The sequence below is a fragment of the Pseudomonas sp. PWP3-1b2 genome (genome assembly GCF_049896045.1).
Lineage (GTDB): Bacteria > Pseudomonadota > Gammaproteobacteria > Pseudomonadales > Pseudomonadaceae > Aquipseudomonas > Aquipseudomonas antarctica_B.
In genome coordinates, this window is the sequence record NZ_JAFCTN010000014.1 from 14,039 (window position 1) to 31,346 (window position 17,308).

Annotated in this window: 16 protein-coding genes and 1 pseudogene; 9 read left to right on the forward strand and 8 right to left on the reverse strand. The window is 60.9% G+C overall.

Translation table 11 applies throughout. The features are described from left to right. Nucleotides 1-96 precede the first annotated feature (96 nt). The 4 genes and pseudogenes from ACP7A2_RS11560 (at nucleotide 97) to ACP7A2_RS11575 (ending at nucleotide 2,803) form a co-directional block, all read left to right on the forward strand. Complete coding sequence (locus ACP7A2_RS11560) at nucleotides 97-387, forward strand: hypothetical protein (protein ID WP_426134381.1); 291 nt, start codon at nucleotides 97-99, stop codon at nucleotides 385-387. Further along, complete coding sequence (locus ACP7A2_RS11565; protein ID WP_426134309.1) at nucleotides 387-1,247, forward strand: DUF72 domain-containing protein; 861 nt, start codon at nucleotides 387-389, stop codon at nucleotides 1,245-1,247. Before ACP7A2_RS11560 ends, ACP7A2_RS11565 begins: the two co-directional genes overlap by 1 nt. Before the next feature lie 27 nt (nucleotides 1,248-1,274). Continuing rightward, a pseudogene (locus tag ACP7A2_RS11570) lies at nucleotides 1,275-2,101 on the forward strand (isocitrate lyase/PEP mutase family protein). Nucleotides 2,102-2,104: 3 nt separating this feature from the next. Further along, nucleotides 2,105-2,803: an extensin family protein gene (locus tag ACP7A2_RS11575; protein WP_348058360.1), complete on the forward strand. Its 699-nt coding sequence runs from the start codon at nucleotides 2,105-2,107 to the stop codon at nucleotides 2,801-2,803. Between the two features lie 3 nt (nucleotides 2,804-2,806). Here ACP7A2_RS11575 and ACP7A2_RS11580 read toward each other — a convergent pair whose 3' ends face one another. Further along, nucleotides 2,807-3,427, reverse strand: a complete 621-nt coding sequence (locus tag ACP7A2_RS11580) for an energy transducer TonB (protein WP_426134310.1) — start codon at nucleotides 3,425-3,427, stop codon at nucleotides 2,807-2,809. 96 nt (nucleotides 3,428-3,523) lie between these two features. On the opposite strand from ACP7A2_RS11580, the gene ACP7A2_RS11585 reads away from it, so the two are divergent. Continuing rightward, complete coding sequence (locus tag ACP7A2_RS11585) at nucleotides 3,524-4,306, forward strand: class I SAM-dependent methyltransferase (protein ID WP_426134311.1); 783 nt, start codon at nucleotides 3,524-3,526, stop codon at nucleotides 4,304-4,306. Nucleotides 4,307-4,420: 114 nt separating this feature from the next. Here the strand turns inward: ACP7A2_RS11585 and ACP7A2_RS11590 are convergent, their stop codons facing one another. Beyond that, nucleotides 4,421-5,056: a TetR/AcrR family transcriptional regulator gene (locus ACP7A2_RS11590; RefSeq protein ID WP_426134312.1), complete on the reverse strand. Its 636-nt coding sequence runs from the start codon at nucleotides 5,054-5,056 to the stop codon at nucleotides 4,421-4,423. A 93-nt stretch (nucleotides 5,057-5,149) separates the two neighbouring features. Here ACP7A2_RS11590 and ACP7A2_RS11595 point away from each other — a divergent pair, with 93 nt between their 5' ends. Genes ACP7A2_RS11595 through ACP7A2_RS11605 form a run of 3 tightly spaced genes read left to right on the forward strand, consistent with a single transcriptional unit; the run spans nucleotide 5,150 to nucleotide 9,920 of the window. Continuing rightward, complete coding sequence (locus ACP7A2_RS11595; RefSeq protein WP_426134313.1) at nucleotides 5,150-6,253, forward strand: efflux RND transporter periplasmic adaptor subunit; 1,104 nt, start codon at nucleotides 5,150-5,152, stop codon at nucleotides 6,251-6,253. A gap of 5 nt (nucleotides 6,254-6,258) precedes the next feature. Further along, nucleotides 6,259-9,324, forward strand: a complete 3,066-nt coding sequence (locus ACP7A2_RS11600) for an efflux RND transporter permease subunit (protein ID WP_426134314.1) — start codon at nucleotides 6,259-6,261, stop codon at nucleotides 9,322-9,324. Nucleotides 9,325-9,326: 2 nt separating this feature from the next. Further along, nucleotides 9,327-9,920 carry a LysE family translocator gene (locus tag ACP7A2_RS11605; RefSeq protein WP_426134315.1) on the forward strand — a complete coding sequence of 198 codons (594 nt, stop codon included), beginning with the start codon at nucleotides 9,327-9,329 and terminating at the stop codon, nucleotides 9,918-9,920. A gap of 506 nt (nucleotides 9,921-10,426) precedes the next feature. Here ACP7A2_RS11605 and ACP7A2_RS11610 read toward each other — a convergent pair. From ACP7A2_RS11610 to plsB, 3 genes are read right to left on the reverse strand one after another with little or no spacing between them, the layout of a single operon-like run. After that, entirely contained in the window at nucleotides 10,427-11,116 is a 690-nt protein-coding gene (locus tag ACP7A2_RS11610) for a DUF4197 domain-containing protein (protein ID WP_426134316.1), read from the reverse strand. Between the two features lie 22 nt (nucleotides 11,117-11,138). Continuing rightward, the gene (locus tag ACP7A2_RS11615) at nucleotides 11,139-11,540 is read right to left on the reverse strand and encodes a YbaY family lipoprotein (RefSeq protein ID WP_426134317.1); all 402 of its coding nucleotides are present in this window, start codon (nucleotides 11,538-11,540) and stop codon (nucleotides 11,139-11,141) included. A gap of 51 nt (nucleotides 11,541-11,591) precedes the next feature. Then, nucleotides 11,592-14,111 (reverse strand): glycerol-3-phosphate 1-O-acyltransferase PlsB, encoded by a 2,520-nt coding sequence (plsB, locus tag ACP7A2_RS11620; protein ID WP_426134318.1) that lies wholly within the window; start codon nucleotides 14,109-14,111, stop codon nucleotides 11,592-11,594. Between the two features lie 181 nt (nucleotides 14,112-14,292). Between plsB and ACP7A2_RS11625 the strand changes: the two genes are divergently transcribed. Continuing rightward, on the forward strand, nucleotides 14,293-14,502 hold the full coding sequence (locus ACP7A2_RS11625) for a cold-shock protein (protein WP_017738302.1): 210 nt from the start codon (nucleotides 14,293-14,295) through the stop codon (nucleotides 14,500-14,502). Between the two features lie 178 nt (nucleotides 14,503-14,680). Here ACP7A2_RS11625 and ACP7A2_RS11630 read toward each other — a convergent pair whose 3' ends face one another. From ACP7A2_RS11630 to dapE, 3 genes are read right to left on the reverse strand one after another with little or no spacing between them, the layout of a single operon-like run. Beyond that, a complete protein-coding gene (locus ACP7A2_RS11630) occupies nucleotides 14,681-15,058 on the reverse strand; it encodes a hypothetical protein (protein ID WP_426134319.1) in 378 nt (125 codons plus the stop codon). Between the two features lie 53 nt (nucleotides 15,059-15,111). After that, complete coding sequence (locus tag ACP7A2_RS11635; RefSeq protein ID WP_426134320.1) at nucleotides 15,112-15,921, reverse strand: putative RNA methyltransferase; 810 nt, start codon at nucleotides 15,919-15,921, stop codon at nucleotides 15,112-15,114. Continuing rightward, a complete protein-coding gene (dapE, locus tag ACP7A2_RS11640) occupies nucleotides 15,921-17,072 on the reverse strand; it encodes a succinyl-diaminopimelate desuccinylase (protein ID WP_348062446.1) in 1,152 nt (383 codons plus the stop codon). The genes ACP7A2_RS11635 and dapE overlap by 1 nt, the downstream gene beginning before the upstream one ends. Between the last annotated feature and the right edge of the window lie 236 nt (nucleotides 17,073-17,308).

Genomic DNA, 17,308 nt, shown 5'->3' on the forward strand with positions numbered 1-17,308 from the left:
ACCTTTTTCAAAATATGTGTTCTAGTTATCACCAGAGCATTTGCGCACTATGGATTGCGCCACTAAAATGCCATTACTGATACCGAGTTTGTGTCCATGCGTATAGATGGCTTTTCCTCACAGTCCTACCCTATCAAGCGTAAGCCGCGTAAGGCGAACGTCACGGTAGACGAGTCCGTTGAGGATTCGCCGGACTTCATCGAGGTCCATTCCGATGCGCAAGCTTCTACTCAAGCACGTATCAGCGGTCTTCCTGCCCGCCAGCAAGACATGATCTTCCCCCGCTCCATGAGCAAAAGCGTTGCCACCGCCCTGGCCAGCTACCTGACCACCGCCGGCTTTGTGGAATGGGATATGGAAGTGCTGGGTCTCGACATCCATATCTGATGCGCCTGCCTTACTTTATTGGTTGCCCGTCCTGGAGTGAAAACGCCTGGCGCGAGTACCTGTACCCGGCCGATGCACGCTCCAGCGATTACCTCGCCCTGTATTCCCACGTCTTCAACGCCGTTGAAGGCAACACCACGTTTTATGCTCGACCCTCGGCCGCCACGGTGCAGCGCTGGGCTGAAGTCATGCCCGACCATTTTCGCTTCACCGCCAAATTCCCCGGCGACATCAGCCACGGCGGCGACCTGCGCGAGCAGTTGCCGGCTGCCGAGAGTTTCATCGGCTTGATGAGCCCGTTGGGGGAGCGCGTTTCGCCCCTGTGGCTGCAACTGTCGGCGAAGTTTTCGCCGCAGCGCCTCGGCGAATTGGCAGGCTTTATTGATGGCCTTGAACGCCCAATGGCGGTGGAAGTGCGCCACCCGGAATTCTTTGCCAAAGGCGATGCCGAGCGCACGCTCAATCGCCTGCTGCGTGACCGTTGTGTCGAACGGATTTGCCTGGACTCGCGCCCGTTGTTCAGTTGCACCTCTACGTCGGCGGCGGTGCTGCATGCTCAATCGAAAAAACCCAAGGTGCCGCCGCGTCCTGCAGCGTTGACCCTGTTTCCCCAAGTGCGCTTCATTGGTCACCCCGAACTGGAAGCCAATGACCCGTTCCTTATCCCCTGGGTGGAAAAAGTGGCCGGCTGGATCGAAGAAGGCCGCACGCCTTATGTGTTCCTGCACACCTCGGACAACCGCCTCGCCGCACAACTGGCGCTGCGCTTTCATGACAAGCTGATGGCGCGCCTGCCAGGCTTGCCGCCATTGCCGACCCTGCATCGAGAACCCGAAGCGGAGCAACTGGGGTTACTCTAAGGCTCCTTTTTTCGCCAGGAGTCAGTCATGGATGCCCAAACCCTTCGCGCCGAAACCTTCAAGGCCCTGCATGAACGTGATCGTGCGTTCGTGATGCCCAACCCGTGGGACGCGGGTTCCGCCGTCATGCTCGCCAGCCTGGGGTTTGAAGCGCTGGCCACCACCAGTGCGGGTTTTGCGTTCAGCCTGGGGCGGCCGGACGCGGAAGGGGCGTTGTCGCTGGAGGACACCTTGGGCAATGCGTCTGCGATTGTTCGAGCGACCGCGCTGCCGGTGGCGGCCGACCTGGAAAATGGCTTCAGCGACACCCCGAAGGCTGCGCCCAGACCCTACTGCGCGCGGCGGCCACCGGGATCGTCGGTGGCTCGATCGAAGACGCCACGGGTATTGCCGTCGACCCGATCTATCCCTTTGACCTGTCCGTCGAACGCGTGGAAGCCGCCGTTGCCGCCGCGCGCAGCTTGCCGTTCGCTTTCACCCTGACCGCCCGCGCGGAAAACCTCCTGCACGGTCGCCTGGATTTGCCTGACACCATCCGCCGCCTGCAGGCCTACGCCGAAGCGGGCGCTGACGTGCTGTATGCGCCAGGTCTGCGCAGCGCCGAAGAAGTGTTGGCGGTGGTCAAGGCGGTCGCGCCAAAGCCTGTGAACGTGTTGATGTCCGGCGGTTTGAACCTCAGCGTGGCGCAATTGAGTGAGATGGGCGTGCGGCGCATCAGCGTGGGCTCGGCCATGGCCTTGGCGGCCTATGGCGAGTTCTACCGCGCGGCGCAGGAGGTGTATGAGTTGGGCACGTTCAGCTTCACCGACCGCAAGATGCCGTTCAGTCAGGCCAACGCGTTCTTCAAGGGCTGAGGCGTGCGCTTTATCAACGCAGTGGGCGTGCTGCTGTTGCTGGCCGGAGCAGGCGCCGTGGGTGTGTGGCGCGGCTGGGTACCGCTGCCGGCTGAGTGGAACCCTTGGGCGCCGCTGGATGTGCGCGCCAGCCCGAACCTGCTGACGCGCTTCAAGCTCAGCCGCTTGCAGGATGATCCGGCGCTGTGCGACCAAGTGCTGAAAACCTCCGGTTTACGCGTCAGCCATCAAGCGGATACGCCCGCCAATGTGGCCTGCCCGTTGAGCAATATTTTGCGCGTACAGGGTGCGGACGTGGCCTTGAGCAGCAGTTTTCTCGCCAGTTGCCCACTCGCCGTAGCGTTTGCCCTGTTCGAGCGCCACAGCCTTCAGCCGGCGGCACAGGCGGTGTTTGGCCAAGCGGTGACGCGGGTTGATCACTTGGGCAGCTTTGCCTGTCGCAATATCTATAACCGCGCCGAGGGGCGACTCAGCCAGCATGCGTCGGCCAACGCCCTGGATATCGCAGGCTTTCGGCTCGCGGATGGGCGCAGCATCAGCGTGCTCAAGGATTGGCCAGGGGAGGGTGCCAACGCACGCTTTTTGCGGCAAGTCCGTGATGGCGCCTGCGATGATTTCAACGTGGTGTTGAGCCCGGACTACAACGCGGCTCACCGCAACCATTTCCATCTGGACATGGGGCGCTGGGGCGTGTGTCGCTGAGGCTCAGGCAGCCAGGCGCAGGTTGTTGATGATCAACGGGCGCGCCCAGTGGCAGTCGAAGTCCAGGGCTTTCTGCTGCGCAGCCAGCGCTTCAGTCGGGTATGGAACGGCAGCCGGTGGCAACAGGTCCAGTTCAAATTCGGCAATCGGAAGGTGCAATGGGCGGGGTTCCGGCGCGGGGCCAGGCTCCGGCAGCGGCTGGCCTGCGGTCAGTACGATCGGGCGTACCCAACCGCTTTCGAAATTCTGCTGGCGCTGCTGGGTGACGATTTCTTCCGGCGGGAGGGGCGCAGCGGCCGGTGGCAGCAAGTCGGTTTCGAGTTCGGCAATGGGCAGGAACAGCGGTTCAGGCGGAGCGATCTCGGTGTCTTTGACGTCGCATTCACGCTGAGTGAGGATCTGCGACAGCAGGTCGGCGCCTTCGCTGGGCTCAACCGCCGGGTCCGCCGGTGCCGGCGCCTTGGCGGCGAGCGCCTCTGGCGTGCCGCCGAGCTGCTCGGCCAACGCACGGGCGAAGAAGTCCTGCCACACATGACTCACCCCGGCCAGCGCTTGAGTATTGCGCAGGCCGTAGTGGTTGTGGGTCGGCAGTACACCGATGGTTAGGGGAAGAATGTCTGACATTTTTTTCGGTCGACGCTCAGCTCTGGCAAAATACCTGACTGTTGTTTTTATCGGCCGTTATTTGCCGATCCTTAATATTTTTGAGCGTAGCTATTGATGAGCGAACAACCAGCGGCCAGCCGCATTCGGGTCGAGGCTTTGGCCGACGGTTTCCAGGCGCGCGCCGAGCAGTGGGCTGACCAGCTTGGCTTGCCTTTACAGCTGGATGCGGCGGACTTTTCCCTGCAAGTCGGGGAACACGGCCTACAGCTGCAACAGCTGGGGCCTGACGCGCCGGGGCCGGTGCGGGTGGATTTTGTTGAGGGTGGTGCGGCCCATCGGCGGTTATACGGCGGTGGCAGCGGGCAGATGATTGCCAAGGCTGTTGGCGTTGCTCAAGGTGTGCGCCCGCGTGTGTTGGATGCTACGGCGGGGCTCGGTAAGGACGCGTTTGTGCTGGCGAGCCTGGGCTGTGAGATGAGTTTGATTGAGCGTCAGCCGTTGATTGGCGCTCTGCTTGAAGATGGGCTGGCACGCGGGGCGGATGACTTTGAGGTGGCGCCGATTGTGGCGCGCATGAAGCTGCTCAAGGGTAATTCCATTGAGGTGATGCTGAGCTGGGAAGGGGAGCCGCCTCAGGTGATCTACCTCGACCCGATGTTTCCGCACCGCGAGAAGACTGCGCTGGTGAAGAAGGAAATGCGCTTGTTTCGGCCGCTGGTAGGTGATGATCCGGATGCACCGGCATTACTGGCGGCTGCTCTGGCACTGGCCAGTCATCGAGTGGTGGTGAAGCGGCCGCGTAAGGCGCCTTGCATTGAAGGGCCCAAGCCGAGTCATGCGTTGGACGGGAAGTCGAGTCGGTATGATATTTACCCGAAGAAGGCGTTGAAGTCCTGAGCCCTCATGGTTGTTCAAGGCCTCATCGCAGGCAAGCCAGCTCCCACATTGAAACGCGATTCCCTGTGGGAGCTGGCTTGCCTGCGATGGCGTCAGTTCAGGCAGAGCAAGGCTTCAGGGCCGATAAGCCCGCATAAACAACCCCACCACCTCTTGCACATGCGCCTCAGCCGCTTCCTCGCTCAACTGCCCGCCGCAGCCGTACAGCAAGCAAAAATTCGCCGTGCCCTTGAGCAGGCAAAAGAAGTGCTCGGCCGCCGTAAACGGTTTTTCGATGCTCAGCGCGCCACTCTCGTCGATCTTGCTGAGCAACCGCTCCATGCCCTGCAGCATGCGCATTGGCCCGGCTTCGAAGAAGATCTGTGAGAGTTTCACGTCCTGATTGCCGGTGGTCATCATCAGGCGATGCAGGTTCACCGACTCCTCACTGTTGATCAGCCGATGAAAGCCGCGCGCGATGTTCAGCAGCACGGTTTCCACCGGCATGCCCACGGGCAGTTCGAAGTACATCACCGGCAATTGCTCCTCGCACTTGGCCACTACGGCGGCAGTGAACAAGGTCTCTTTGTCGGTGAAGTGGCTGTAGACGGTCAGCTTCGACACGCCAGCCTCGAGCGCCACGGCATCCATGCTGGTGCTGGCGTAGCCATTGCTCAGAAACAGGGTTTTCGCGGCTTCGAGGATAGCCTGGCGTTTTGCCATGTCCTTGGGGCGCCCGGGGCTATTGGTGTTTACGGAATTGTCGGACATTTTCACCTTTAATACTGGACTGGTGAGTTTGGTATTAATAACATACCCGCCAGTATAATAATTCCTAGCTCCATTAGCGAAAGGTCCTTCAGCATGCGCAGCACTTTCCTGCCTTTTGCGTTGCCTGTCAGCCTGATCTTCCTGTTGGCCGCCTGCGGCCATGAAGAAGCGGCCAACACCACGATCCGTCCGGCCATGGTGGTGCAACCGCAGCCTTCGGTGCAGGCGATGGACAGTTACCCTGGCGAGGTGCGTGCGCGTTATGAACCGGACCTGGCTTTTCGCATTGGCGGCAAAGTCAGTAAACGTCTGGTAGAGGAGGGCGAGCGAGTCAAGGCCAATCAGCCGCTGGCAGAACTCGACCCACAGGATGTGCGCCTGCAACTGGAAGCCACCCGCGCCCAGGTCGCCGCCGCCGAGGCCAACCTGAGCCTGGTGCGCGCCGAGCGTGACCGCTACAAGACCCTGATGGACCGTCAGATGGTCAGCCGCTCGCAGTACGACAATTCCGAAAACCTCTACCGATCCGGTGAAGCACGCCTCAAGCAGATCAAGGCCGAGTTCGACGTGTCCAGTAACCAGGCCGGTTACGCCGTGCTGCGTGCGCCCCAAGACGGCGTGGTCGCCAAGCGGGCCGTGGAGGTTGGCCAAGTGGTGTCGGCCGGGCAGACCGTATTCACCCTGGCCACTGATGGCGAGCGTGAAGTGCTGATCAGCCTGCCCGAGCAAGGCTTTGGCCGCTTCAAGATCGGCCAGCCGGTGTCGGTCGAATTGTGGAGCCAGCCAGACCAGCGCTTCACCGGGCGTATTCGTGAACTGTCACCGGCAGCCGATCCGAAATCACGCACCTTCGCCGCCCGAGTCGCCTTCACCGGCGGCAAAGTCCCGGCCGAACTGGGCCAGAGCGCCAGGGTGTTCATACACGCTGACGGCGTGATCCCGTTGTCGGTGCCGCTGTCTGCCCTCAGTGCGGAGAACGGCGCGTCCTACGTCTGGCGCGTACAACCCGACAACACCCTCAAACGCACCCCGGTACGAATCGGCGCGTTTGGCGAAAAAACCGTGCCGGTATTGGAAGGTTTGACCCCCGACGACTGGGTGATCGCAGCGGGCGTGCACGTGCTCCATGAGGGCCAGCGCGTGCGCCCGGTGGATCGCTCTAACCGCGTGGTGAATCTGGCGGCGATCAAGGAGTAGTCCCCATGGGTTTCAATCTTTCCGAATGGGCGTTGCGTAATCGCCAGATCGTACTGTTCCTGATGATCCTGCTGGCAGTGGTTGGCACCTTGTCCTACACCAAGCTGGGACAAAGCGAAGACCCGCCGTTCACCTTCAAGGCCATGGTGATCAAGACCAACTGGCCCGGTGCCACGGCGCAGGAAGTCTCGCGTCAGGTCACCGAGCGTATCGAGAAAAAACTGATGGAGACCGGCGACTACGAGCGCATCGTCTCCTTCTCGCGCCCTGGCGAATCCCAGGTCACCTTTATGGCCCGCGATTCGATGCACTCGGCGCAGATTCCGGACCTGTGGTACCAAGTGCGCAAGAAGATCAGCGACATTCGCCAGACCTTGCCGCCGGACGTCCAGGGGCCGTATTTCAACGATGAGTTCGGCACTACTTTTGGCAATATCTACGCCCTGACCGGCGACGGTTTCGACTACGCCGTGCTCAAGGACTACGCCGACCGCATCCAGATTCAACTGCAACGCGTGCCGGATGTGGGCAAGGTCGAGTTACTTGGCCTACAGGACGAGAAGGTCTGGATCGAACTGTCCAACCTCAAGCTCGCCACCCTCGGCTTGCCGTTGGCAGCGGTGCAGCAGGCCTTGCAGGAACAGAACGCGGTTTCCACCGCAGGCTTTTTTGAGACGCCCACCGAGCGCGTGCAATTGCGTGTATCGGGTAACTTCAAAACCGTCGAGGAAATCCGTCATTTCCCGATCCGGGTAGGTGATCGCACGTTCCGCATTGGCGACGTCGCCGACATCCACCGTGGCTTCAACGACCCACCGGCACCGCGCATGCGCTACATGGGCGCGGACGCCATCGGCCTGGCTGTGGCCATGCGTGACGGCGGCGATATCCTGGTGCTGGGCAAGGCGCTTGAAAGCGAATTCGCACGCCTGCAAAAGAACCTTCCGGCAGGCATGGAGCTGCGCAAGGTGTCGGACCAACCCGCAGCGGTGAAAACCAGCGTCGGAGAATTCGTGCAAGTACTCGCCGAAGCCCTGGCCATCGTGTTGCTGGTGAGTTTCTTCTCTCTTGGAGTGCGCACCGGCATGGTGGTGGCGCTGGCGATTCCGCTGGTGCTGGCGATGACCTTTGCCACCATGTATTACCTGGGCATCGGCCTGCACAAAATCTCCCTCGGCGCGCTGGTTCTGGCGTTGGGTTTGCTGGTGGACGATGCGATTATCGCCGTGGAGATGATGGCGATCAAAATGGAGCAGGGCTACGACCGGCTTAAGGCCGCGAGTTTCGCCTGGACCAGCACGGCGTTCCCGATGCTCACCGGCACGCTGATCACGGCGGCGGGTTTTCTGCCGATCGCCACCGCGCAATCGAGCACCGGCGAATACACCCGCTCGATCTTCCAGGTGGTGACCATCGCGCTGCTGGCCTCGTGGGTCGCTGCAGTGGTGTTCGTGCCGTATTTGGGGGAAAAGCTCCTGCCGGACCTGGCGAAAATTCATGCAGCCAAACACGGCACCGATGGGCCTGATCCCTACGGCACACCCTTCTACCAGCGCGTGAGGCGTTTGGTCGAATGGTGCGTGCGTCGTCGCAAGACCGTGATCGTGCTGACCCTGCTGCTGTTTATCGGCTCGGTGGCGCTGTTCCGTTTTGTGCCGCAACAGTTTTTCCCGGCGTCCGGTCGCCTGGAACTGATGGTCGACCTGAAACTGGCCGAAGGTGCCTCTTTGAGCAACACCGCAGATCAGGTCAAACGCCTGGAAGCCTTGCTGAAGGACCACGCGGGCATCGACAACTATGTGGCCTATGTCGGCACCGGCTCGCCGCGTTTTTACCTGCCCCTCGACCAGCAACTGCCGGCCACCAGCTTTGCTCAATTCGTTGTACTGGCCAAAACCATCGAGGAGCGCGAAAGCCTGCGCACCTGGTTGATTGAAACCCTGAACGAACAATTCCCTGAACTGCGCTCGCGGGTCACGCGCCTGGAAAACGGCCCGCCCGTGGGTTACCCGGTACAGTTCCGTGTGACCGGCGAGCACATCGAAGAAGTCCGCGCCCTCGCTCGGAAAGTGGCGGCCAAGGTTCGCGAAAATACCCACGTGGTCAACGTGCACCTGGACTGGGAAGAACCGAGCAAGATCGTCTACCTGAACATCGACCAGGACCGCGCCCGTGCCCTCGGCGTGAGCACCGCCAACCTGTCGAAGTTTCTGCAAAGCTCCCTGACCGGCTCCACCGTCAGCCAATACCGGGAGGACAACGAATTGATCGAAATCCTCCTGCGCGGCACTGTGCATGAGCGCACTGAACTGTCGCTGCTGCCAAGCCTGGCGGTGCCGACGGACAACGGCAAAAGCGTAGCGCTGTCGCAGATCGCCACCCTCGAATACGGTTTTGAAGAGGGCGTCATCTGGCACCGCAATCGTCTGCCGACGGTGACCGTCCGCGCCGACATTTACGGTAAGGAACAACCGGCGACGCTGGTCCAACAGATCCTGCCGACCCTTGACGGTGTGCGCGCCGAATTGCCGGATGGCTACCTGCTCGAAGTGGGCGGCACCGTGGAAGACTCAGCCCGTGGCCAAAACTCGGTGAAGGCGGGTGTGCCGCTGTTTATCGTGGTGGTACTGACCTTGTTGATGCTGCAACTGCGCAGTTTCTCACGCACCGCGATGGTCTTTCTGACGGCCCCGCTGGGCTTGATCGGGGTGACCTTGTTCCTGCTGATATTTCGTCAGCCGTTTGGTTTTGTGGCCATGTTGGGGACGATCGCCTTGTCGGGGATGATCATGCGCAACTCGGTGATCCTGGTGGACCAGATCGAACAGGACATCAAGGCCGGTCTGGCGCCATGGCAAGCGATTATCGAAGCCACTGTCCGACGCTTCCGCCCGATTGTTCTTACGGCTCTGGCGGCTGTACTGGCGATGATCCCGTTGTCGCGCAGCGTATTCTTCGGGCCGATGGCCGTGGCGATCATGGGCGGTTTGATTGTGGCGACGGCGTTGACACTGTTGTTTCTACCGGCCCTGTATGCTGCGTGGTTTCGAGTGAGGAAGGACGTCGCCTAATCATGCTGGCCACTGTTTCAGCCCTGATGCTGTTATTGCTCGCCCCCGGCCCGACCAACACCCTGCTGTTTCGCGCCGGGCTGTTGTTCGGGTTTCGAGCCTCAATGACGCTGGCCCTGGTCGAGTGCCTGGCGTACCTGTTACAGGTGTCGCTGTGGGGCGTGGCGTTGTTTTATCTGGCCGCCTTTTCGCCATGGGCGTTGAAAGCTACGCAACTGCTGGCGGCGTGTTACCTGTTGTATGTGGCGTATTCGCTGTGGCAGCGCAAAAACGCTGATATCGACCCCGGAAAGGATCGTTTTTCCGGGCTGTATTTTTTCTGGCTCACCGTGTTGAACCCCAAAGGCTTGCTGATTGTTTCGTTTATCGCACCGGTCGGCGCCTTCGCCACAGTGCAGGGCTACATCGGGTTTATGGCAACCCTGGCGCTGGTGGTTTTACCGGTCGGCGCTGCCTGGATTGTGTTGGGCAGCCGCTTCGAGGGAGTTCAGAGAGCCTGGCTGACACCGTTGAAGATCAACCGCGCGACGTCGCTGGCGATCTGCTGCTTTGCCACGCTGCTGATGGGGCGCCTGGCTGAGTCGGTTCTGCACTGATCGGGTGCTCGCCGTATTTACATGCGGATGCAAACCTCGATCGATACAGGCGGAACGTTCCTCTTTTTCACTCCACTCAGAAAAGCCTGATGGACAGGCACGGGTTTCGTCTTTGCCAATAAGCGGACGAGCCTGTATTCACTGAGTTAACGGAGTGCCATATGTCGTTTTTTAATGCCATTGTAAATTTCAAGTCTGCGCTTTTAGAGGCATTGCTGGGCAACCATTCACCTCGCCCGGAATTTGAATCAGCGAAGCCGCAACGGCCAGGGTATGGCAATTCCGGCCATCGCCATCATCGTCCTCACACAAGCCAGCCGGCGTATAACTGCCCCCAACCCGCCAAGCCGATTCATCACACGCCACACACTCACCCGGTCACTGAGCATCAATGGCCCAGCAGGCCGGTGTATCACGTGTGTTCATTGCAGCGCTAAGCGCTAGTCAGAGGCAACTGCGCCCAGGCCCGCAAATGCGGTCTGGGCGCAGTAAGGGGGAGGGAAGGGTTACAACGCGCCAAACACTTTTTTCGCCAAGCTGGTGGCCGCAGCCGCCGGGTTCTTGCGAATAGTCTCTTCCTGTTGGGCGATCATCTTGAACAAGCCGTCCAGTGCTTGCTCGGTCACGTAGTTTTCGACGTTGGCACTTTTTGCATCCACTGCACCAAAGGCCGCGGCTTTGCCGGCCAGGGCGTTGTATTGCTGGGCGACGCCGACCTTGTCGGTGGCTGCCTTGACGATGGGCAGGAACTTGGCGCGGATCTCTTCGCGGCTGCTTTTGTTCAGGTACTGAGTCGCCGAATCCTGACCACCGGCGAGGATGCCCTTGGCGTCAGTCACGCTCATGTTTTTAACCGCATTCACCAGAATTGGCTGAGCCTGGGTCACGGCGGTTTCTGCCGCCTTGTTCATGCTGGTTTCCAGCTGCGTGACCTGATCACCCATGCCAAACAATTTCAGTTTGTCGGCGACTTTGCCCAACTTGCCTGGCAGGCCGATTTTCACTTCAGGGTTATTGCTGAAACCACCGGGTACGCCCAGTTGCTTCACGGCGATTTGTGCGCCTTGGGTCAGTGCGTCCTTGAGGCCGCCGGAGGCATCGCCCTGGGACAGGCTGGCAAGGTCCAGCGCCATGGCGTTGGCACCGAGCAACAGGCCGGCGCACAGGGCAGTCAAGCGAAGGGAGTTACGCAGCATGGGTGATTCCTTATAGTCGAATTCAGTGGGCTACAGCGTCCACGCGCAGGCGCAGCGGTTGTGGGTCCTGGCTGTTGAGTTTTACAGCGTGCCGTTCGGTGGTGATAAACAGTAGCTTGCCGTCCAGCTCGATGCGAGCGCTCACCGAGTAAGTGTGGCCCGGTTTGATCTGGGCCGGGTCGTAGCTCAAATGAAACGGCAGCGGCACCTGGCCTTTGACCGGGCCTTTTTGTTCGGCGAGGGTCACGGCTGGCGCGTCCATCAGAGACACGTCCTGCAGGCTGACGCTCAAGATGGCGGCAGGCGGCAGGGCAATGCGTTGCAGGTAGAACACTTCGCCGTCGAGGCTGGCCTTCGGGGCAGGGTTCATCGATTGGCAGGCTCCGAGCAGGGCGGTCAGGCCCAGCAGGATGATCTTTTTCATGGTGCAGCTCCTTGTCAACGGCGCCGGCATCCAACCGGCGCCTGTTTAAATCTAGTGGCTTTGTTCAGGGTTGACCGGCTCAGGTTCAGCGGGTGTTTCTACCGCGCCATCGACGCGGTGCAACGCCACCTGGCGAATCGACAGGCGAATATCCGCTGGCAACACGCGTTTCGCCGCGCCTTCCGCCAGTTCGCCGAGCAGGTCGTGGTAGCTCAACTTGCCGGCCTCATCGCGGCGCAGCACATCTTGCTCCAGCAACGTCTGGATAAAATGTCGGAAAAGGCTCTTGTCGAAGAACTCCGGGGCATTCAGGCCATGCAGGATCGACAGGCGCTGGGCCATGATCGTGCACAGGTCTTCCAGCTCTTCGGCGCTGATGCTGTTCCGGCCGCTGTTGAGCAGCAGCGAGATCGCCATATAGAAGCGCTGCAGGGTTTGCGCGATGCTCTTGGACAGCAGCGTCAGCAGTACAAAGTGCCGCGAACTTGGCGCCGGGCGCAGGTACACCGCGTTCTCGAAGCGCAGCAGGCCTTGTTCGACAAACGCCTCCAGCCACTGGTCGACCACCGCGTCCAGATCGTCCAGCGACCATCGAATAAACAGCTCTGATTGCAGGTACGGGTACAGCGCGCGGGTGTAGCGCAGGATCTGTTCGCGGCTCATGCGCGAGCTGCTCTGGAAGAAACTCGCCAGCAGCGCAGGCAGGGCGAAGATGTGCAGCACGTTGTTGCGGTAATAGGTCATCAGGACGGCGTTCTGCTCGTCCAGGTACAGAATCTTGCCCAGTGCATCGCTCTGTTCCGAGAGCAGGTCCATGTCCTTCACGTGCTTGATCAGCGCCAGGCCATCGCCTTCCGGCAAGGTGGTATGGGGCGAGTAGGGCACGCGGCGCAACAGCGCCAGGTACAGGTCCAACTGGCGCGCCATGGCTTGTTCATCCAGGGCCAGACGCGTGGTGGACAACAGCGCCAGGGCCACCAGATTGACCGGGTTTACGGCGGCGGCTTCGTTCAAGTGGCGCGCCACCTGCTCGCTGAGGCGATTGGTGGTTTCGTTGAGCCAGGCGGGTTTGTAGTTAGGGCTCAGGTCCTGGGTGCGCCAGTCCGGTTGCTCGGCGTCGAGGAACTGCGCCAGCTTGATCGGCTCGCCAAAGTTGACCGCGACTTGGCCGAAGCGCTGCTTGAGCGCGCCGACCACTTTGAAAATATCGAAGATCGATTCTTTCTTCTTGGTCGCACCGCGCAACTCGCCGAGGTAGGTGCGGCCTTCCAGCACGCGTTCATAGCCGATATACACCGGGACAAACACGATTGGCATGCGCGAGGAGCGCAAAAAGCTGCGCAGGGTGATCGCCAGCATCCCGGTTTTCGGTTGCAGCATGCGCCCGGTGCGTGAGCGTCCGCCTTCTACGAAATACTCCACCGGGAACCCCTTGGTGAACAAGGTGTGCAGGTATTCGTTGAACACCGAGGTGTACAGCGGGTTGCCCTTGAAGGTGCGGCGCATGAAAAACGCACCGCCACGGCGCAACAGGCTGCCGATCACCGGCATGTTCAGGTTGATCCCGGCGGCGATGTGCGGCGGGGTCAGGCCGTTTTTGAACAGCAAATAGGAGAGCAACAGGTAGTCGATATGGCTGCGGTGGCAAGGCACGTAGATCACCTCATAACCCTGGGCAACCTTTTGCACACCTTCGATGTTATTGACCTTGATGCCGTCGTAGATCTTGTTCCAGAACCAGCTCAGCACCACTTCCAGAAAGCGGATCGCGGTGTAGGTGTAGTCCGAGGCGATTTCGTTGCCGTAGCGCAGGGCATGAGCCTTGGCTTTTTCCGGGGAGATTTTTTCCCGTTCGGCCTCTTCCGCGATGGCCTGGCGCACCAGCGGCATGTTGACCAGGCCTTTCACCAGGTTGCGCCGGTGGGACAGGTCGGGGCCAATCACCGCGGTCTTCAGGTTACGAAAGTGCACACGCAAGATGCGCTGGGCCATGCGCACGGTACGTTCGTGACCTTTATTGTGCTCGATCAATTCACGCAGGTTGATAGGCGCGGAGAATTGCACACGGGTCTTGCGGCCAAGGATCAGGATGCTCAACAACCGGCGCAAGCGCCCGGTGACGGCCCAGCTGTCGGCGAACAGCAGTTTCCACGGGCTGGACTCGCTCTCGGGCGACTGCCCCCAGAACACGCTGACGGGAATGATTTGTGCATTCTCTTCAGCGTGATCGGTCAGGGTGTTGACCAGGCGGATCAGGGTCGGCGGTGCGCCGCGCTTGTCTTGACGGCCCAGCCAATCGGGTTCCGGGGTGAGGTAGAAGAATGCCGCGGACTCCATCAGCGGGCCAACCGCTACCGGCAGCACCGGGCGCGGCAGGCCGGCCTTGGTGCACTCTTTATCAACCACCGCCAGTTCGCTGAGGGAGGGTGATTGCAGGACGTAGAACACCGGCCGGCTGCGGTCCAGGTTGAGGGTTAGGGACGACTGGTTGATCGTCTCCGAGCGAACCCAGAGGTACAACAGTCGGCGCAAGGTGCCAAACACCAGACGGCGGAACGGGGAGCGGGTCATAGGCGAGCTGCTTCAAGTGGAAAAAACCGAGCAGACGCTCGGGCGGGTAGTGTGCCGTATTCGCCGAAAATCGGCAAAAAAGCAGCGATGTAAACTTGAGTTGATCGTTTTTGAGCCTGTCTTATACTCGGCAGTTCAATGCGACCCCTCAACAATAAAAATGCATGTGGGAGTAAGACAAATGGCAACGCGCGAAACCGGCAATGTGAAGTGGTTTAACGATGCAAAGGGCTATGGCTTCATTCAACGCGACGACGGCAAGGATGTGTTTGTGCACTACCGCGCCATTCGCGGTGATGGCCACCGTTCCTTGGCCGAAGGTCAGCAGGTGGAATACGCCGTGGTGACGGGCGAGAAGGGGTTGCAGGCGGAGGATGTGGTGGGTCTGTAAGGCCGGATCGGCCTTGAGTTGGTAACCCGATCAAGGTGGGAGCTGGCTTGTGTGGGAGCTGGCTTGCCTGCGATAGCATCACGCTGGTCTGCCTGACAGACCGAGGTGCATGCATCGCGGGCAAGCCCGGCTCCCACACAAGCCAGCTCCCACAGTTGATTGGGTTCACACTTCAGGCTTATGCAGTTTTCCAGGTGATCTGCTCTTCACCGTCTGCGCTGATGCGAATCCAGGTGTCGGCGCTTTCCTCTCCTTCTTCCTCAACCCACGTCCCCGGCGCGCAGCGCACTTCAACGTTCAGCGCGGCAAAGGCGGCGCGGGCGCAGGCTATGTCATCGTCCCACGGGGTTTCATTGCTTTCCAGGAACAGGCTGTTCCATTTGCCTACAGCCTTGGGTAACCAGGTCACCGGCACTTTGCCGGCCTTGCACTTATACGTTTGGCCCTTCTGGACCCAGTCGGTGCAAGTGCCCAAGGCAGCGCCCAGCCAGGCAGCGATGGCCTTGTGGTCGACGTCGGCGTCCTTCAGGTAAATCTCGATATCAGGTTGGCGCATGGATGTTCCTCGTTGCGGGATTCGAAAATCCATTCGCGGATGCTTAAAGTCGGTTATTGAAGCACGAAATAATCGTAGCGCATCGACACCGTGACGATCAGCGGCTCGGCCGCCTCAATCACCTGTGCACGGCGCTCGGCGCTGGCGCGCCAGCCGTGAGGCGTCATCGCCAGCAGGTTGGCGCGGTCTGCGGGCTCGGCCAGGCTCAGCGTGAACTCAAGGGTCTCGCTGTGCGCCAGGCTCATGCCGTCCGGCACCAGGGCCAAGTGCTTGTCGTCGGTGTACTCGCGCACTTCGTCGTACAGGCGTTCGCGCAATTGCATCAGGTGGCCGCTGGTGGGTCCGACTTTCATCAAACCGCCGCCAGGGCTGAGCAGGCGCTTGGCCTCTTCCCAGTCCAACGGGCTGAACACACTGGCCAGGAATTGGCAGCTGGCATCGGCCAATGGCACACGGGCCATGCTGGCGATCAACCAGGTCAGCGCCGGGTTGCGCTTGCATGCACGCTTGACCGCTTCTTTGGAGATATCCAGCGCGTAGCCATCCGCGTGGGGCAGGGCGTCGGCGATTTGCGCGGTGTAGTAACCCTCGCCACAACCGATATCCACCCAGCGCGCCGGGGCACGTTCAGCAGCCAGTTCAGCCAGGCGCCGGGCGACCGGGGCGTAATGCCCGGCGTTGAGAAAGTCGCGACGCGCCTCAACCATGGCCAGGTTATCGCCCGGATCGCGGCTGTTTTTGTGCTGCACCGGCAACAGGTTCAGGTAACCCTGGCGCGCGCGGTCAAAGCGGTGCCCGGCCGGGCAGGCCACGCCGTTGTCCACCGCGTTGAGCGGTGCGCTGCATAGGGGGCACGCGAGCATCAGGCGAGCAACTTGATCAGGGTTTGGTAGTAGATTTCGGTCAGCACATCGAGGTCGCTGGCGAGGATGCGCTCGTTGACCTGATGGATCGTCGCGTTGACCGGGCCGAGTTCGACCACTTGGGTACCGAGGGTGGCGATGAAGCGCCCGTCGGAGGTACCGCCACTGGTGGATGCCTTGGTCTCGCGACCCGTGATCGCCTTGATGCTGGCGGACACCGCATCCAGCAGAGCGCCCGGCTCGGTGAGGAACGGCAGGCCCGACAGCGCCCACTCCACGTGCCAGTCCAGGCCGTGCTTGTCGAGGATCGCCGCAACGCGGTGTTGCAGGGCTTCGACGGTGGACTCGGTGGAGAAACGGAAGTTAAACACCGCTGTCAGGTCGCCCGGAATCACGTTGGTGGCGCCGGTACCGGAATTGAGGTTAGAGATCTGAAAGCTGGTTGGCGGGAAGAAGGTGTTGCCGTCGTCCCAATGCTCGGCGGCCAATTCGGCCAGGGCCGGAGCCGCGAGGTGGATCGGGTTCTTCGCCAGGTGCGGGTAGGCCACGTGGCCTTGCACGCCGCGCACTGTAAGGGTGGCGCCAAGGGAGCCGCGACGGCCATTCTTGACCACGTCGCCCACCAGCGTGGTGCTCGACGGTTCGCCGACGATGCACCAGTCCAGACGTTCTTTACGGGCGGCGAGGCGCTCGATCACTGCCTTGGTGCCGTGGTGCGCCGGGCCTTCTTCATCGCTGGTAATCAGGAAAGCCACCGAGCCCTTGTGGTCCGGGTAGTCAGCGACAAAACGCTCCGAGGCCACCAGCATCGCCGCCAGGCTACCTTTCATGTCCGCCGCGCCACGGCCGCAGAGCATGCCGTGTTCATCGATCAGCGCGTCGAACGGGTCGTTCTGCCAGGCCGTCACCGGGCCGGTCGGCACCACGTCGGTGTGACCGGCGAAGCACAATACCGGGCCTTCGTGCTTGCCGTGGGTGGCCCAGAAGTTATCCACATCTTCAATGCGCATAGGCTCAAGCTTGAAACCGGCGTCGCCCAGGCGCTGCATCATCAGCTTCTGGCAGTCGGCGTCGATCGGCGTCACTGAAGGGCGACGGATCAGGTCGATAGCGAGTTGAAGGGTCGGCGAAAGGTCGGCGTGGGCCGTCATGGGAAAACTCCGGAAAGCGTGTGATGGGCGCAGGACGAAATTGGAATACGGAGCCTATGTGGGAGCTGGCTTGCCTGCGATGCAGACGCCGCGATCCGGCAGGTACACCGCGGCGATGCTATCGCAGGCAAGCCAGCTCCCACACAGACCTGCTCCACATGAAGCATTGGCGCAGGCCAAGTCTTGCAAAACGGCCGTTATCTTATAGCAAAACGGCGGCCAGAGGCCGCCGTTTA